Annotated in this window: 1 protein-coding gene; it reads left to right on the top strand. The window is 68.7% G+C overall.

The window, feature by feature from the left end:
• Nucleotides 1-3,363: HAMP domain-containing protein (locus ESG85_RS06455; RefSeq protein WP_128977067.1), on the top strand; the 3,363-nt coding region annotated here is incomplete at its 5' end.
• Nucleotides 3,364-3,448: the final 85 nt, after the last annotated feature.

Genomic DNA, 3,448 nt, shown 5'->3' with positions numbered 1-3,448 from the left:
GACCTGTCGCAGAAGATCGACGTGGACGCGCGCGGCGAGATCCTGGAGCTGAAGAACACCCTCAACACGATGGTCGACCAGCTGTCCAGCTTCGCCGACCAGGTGACGCGGGTGGCCCGCGAGGTGGGCACGGAGGGCATCCTGGGCGGCCAGGCCGAGGTGCAGGGCGTCTCCGGCACGTGGAAGGACCTCACCCAGTCGGTGAACATGATGGCGAACAACCTGACCTTCCAGGTCCGGAACATCGCCGAGGTCACCACCGCGGTCGCCAAGGGCGACCTGTCGAAGAAGATCACCGTCGACGCCAAGGGCGAGATCCTGGAGCTGGTGACGACCGTCAACACGATGGTCGACCAGCTGTCGAACTTCGCCGACGAGGTGACCCGGGTGGCCCGCGAGGTGGGCACCGAGGGCATCCTGGGCGGCCAGGCGCGGGTGCGCGGGGTGACCGGCATCTGGAAGGACCTGAGCGACAACGTCAACCTGATGGCCAACAACCTGACCAGCCAGGTGCGGAACATCTCCCGGGTGTCCGCGGCGGTCGCCAACGGCGACCTGACGAAGAAGGTCACGGTCGAGGCGCGCGGCGAGGTCGCCGAGCTCGCCGACACGGTCAACACGATGGTGACGACGCTGTCGTCGTTCGCCGACGAGGTGACCCGGGTGGCGCGCGAGGTGGGCACCGAGGGCGAACTGGGCGGCCAGGCGCGGGTGCCGGGCGTCTCGGGCACCTGGAAGGACCTGACGGAGTCGGTGAACTCGATGGCGTCGAACCTGACGGGTCAGGTGCGCCAGATCGCCGCCGTCACCACCGCCATCGCGAAGGGCGACCTGACCAAGAAGATCGACATCGACGCGCAGGGCGAGATCCTCGAACTGAAGAACACCATCAACACGATGGTCGACCAGCTGTCGAACTTCGCCGAGGAGGTCACCCGGGTGGCCCGCGAGGTGGGCACCGACGGGCAGCTGGGCGGTCAGGCCCGGGTCCGTGACGTGGACGGCACGTGGCGGGACCTGACGGAGTCCGTGAACGAGATGGCCGGGAACCTGACCCGGCAGGTGCGCGCCATCGCGGCCGTCGCCACGGCGGTGACCCGCGGCGACCTCAACCTGAAGATCGACGGCGTGGACGCGGCCGGCGAGATCCAGGCGCTCCAGGACAACATCAACACGATGATCGCCAACCTGCGCGACACGACCCTCGCCAACGAGGAGCAGGACTGGCTGAAGGGCAACCTGGCCCGCATCTCCGGTCTGATGCAGGGCCGCCGGGACCTGGACGACGTCGCCTCGCTCATCATGAGCGAGCTGACGCCGGTGGTGTCGGCGCAGCACGGCGCGTTCTTCGTGGCGATGCCGACCGGCGCGAACGCCGGCGACGCCGAGGCGGTGGGGGAGGGCGAGGGCTCGTACGAGCTGCGGATGCGCGGCAGTTACGGCTACTCCGCCGGCTCCATGCCGACGTCGTTCCGGCCGGGCGAGACCCTGATCGGGACGGCGGCGGAGGAGAAGCGGACCATCCAGGTCAACGTGCCCCCGGGCTATCTGAAGATCTCCTCGGGTCTGGGCGAGGCCGCGCCGGCCCATGTGATCGTGCTGCCGGTGCTGTTCGAGGGCCGGGTGCTCGGCGTGATCGAGCTGGCCTCCTTCCAGCCGTTCACCCAGATCCAGCGGGACTTCCTCAACCAGATCGCCGAACTGATCGCGACGACGGTCAACACCATCAGCGTCAACACCCGTACCGAGGTGCTGCTCCAGCAGTCGCAGGAGCTCACCGAGCAGCTGCGGGAGCGGTCGGCGGAGCTGGAGCACCGGCAGAAGGAGCTGCAGAACTCCAACGCGGAGCTGGAGGACAAGGCCGAACTCCTCGCCCGGCAGAACCGTGACATCGAGGTGAAGAACACCGAGATCGAGGAGGCCCGGCAGGTCCTGGAGGAGCGTGCCGAACAGCTCGCGGTCTCCATGCGCTACAAGTCGGAGTTCCTGGCGAACATGTCGCACGAGCTGCGCACGCCGCTCAACTCGCTGCTGATCCTGGCGAAGCTGCTCGCGGACAACGCGGACGCGAACCTGACGCCGAAGCAGGTCGAGTTCGCCGAGACCATCCACGGCGCGGGTTCCGACCTGCTCCAGCTGATCAACGACATCCTCGACCTGTCGAAGGTCGAGGCGGGCAAGATGGACGTCTCGCCGACGCGGATCGCGCTGGTGCAGCTCGTGGACTACGTGGAGGCGACCTTCCGGCCGCTGACCGCGGAGAAGGGGCTGGACTTCTCGGTACGGGTCTCGCCGGAACTGCCCGCGACGCTGCACACGGACGAGCAGCGGCTCCTCCAGGTGCTGCGCAACCTGCTGTCGAACGCGGTGAAGTTCACCGACACCGGTGCCGTGGAGCTGGTGATCCGCCCGGCCGGCGCGGACGTTCCGCAGTCGATCCGGGAGCAGCTCCTGGAGGCGGGGACGCTGCGCGACCCGGAGGCGGAGCTGATCGCCTTCTCGGTGACGGACACCGGCATCGGCATCGCGGCCGGGAAGATGAGGGTGATCTTCGAGGCGTTCAAGCAGGCCGACGGGACGACCAGCCGGAAGTACGGCGGTACGGGCCTGGGCCTGTCGATCAGCCGGGAGATCGCGAGGCTGCTCGGCGGCGAGATCTACGCGGCGAGCGAGCCGGGCCGCGGTTCGACGTTCACCCTGTACCTGCCGCTGAGCCCGGTCGAGCCGGTGTCGTCCGGGCCGGCGCCGGACCAGACGGACCCGGAGGATCGGTTCGGCGCCGAGGCGGACGCCGCCGGTGACCTGGTGCACTTCGCGCCCGCACCGGCGCACACCGAGGCCAGGGCGGGGACCGGGGCGCTGTTCCGGCACCGCCGCAAGTCGGTGGACCAGCTGCCACCGGTGCCGGGGCAGCCGGGCAAGGGCGATCTGACGGCGGACGAGGAGCGGCCGGAGCCGGTGGCGGGTCCGGTGTTCACGTTCGCGGGTGAGAAGGTGCTGATCGTCGACGACGACATCCGCAACGTGTTCGCGCTCACCAGCGTCCTGGAGCAGCACGGCCTCGCGGTGCTCTACGCGGAGAACGGCCGCGAGGGCATCGAGGTCCTGGAGCAGCACGAGGACGTGTCGGTGGTCCTGATGGACATCATGATGCCGGAGATGGACGGATACGCGACGACCACGGCGATCCGGCGGATGCCGCAGTTCGCGGGCCTGCCGATCATCGCCCTGACGGCCAAGGCGATGAAGGGCGACCGGGAGAAGGCCATCGAGTCGGGGGCCTCGGACTACGTCACCAAGCCGGTCGACCCGGACTACCTGCTGTCGGTGATGGAGCAGTGGATGCGGGGTGAGGGGCGCTAGATGTTCTGTCCCGGGAGGTTGTGGACGGGTGAGCCAGGTCTCGGCTGAGGGATCTTGAACGGGTGAGGGCCTTCCGGTTCGGTGT

This window comes from Streptomyces roseicoloratus, assembly GCF_004117935.1.
Lineage (GTDB): Bacteria > Actinomycetota > Actinomycetes > Streptomycetales > Streptomycetaceae > Streptomyces > Streptomyces roseicoloratus.
The sequence above is the reverse complement of the archived record's forward strand: the minus strand, read 5'-3'. Positions and strand labels throughout refer to the sequence as shown.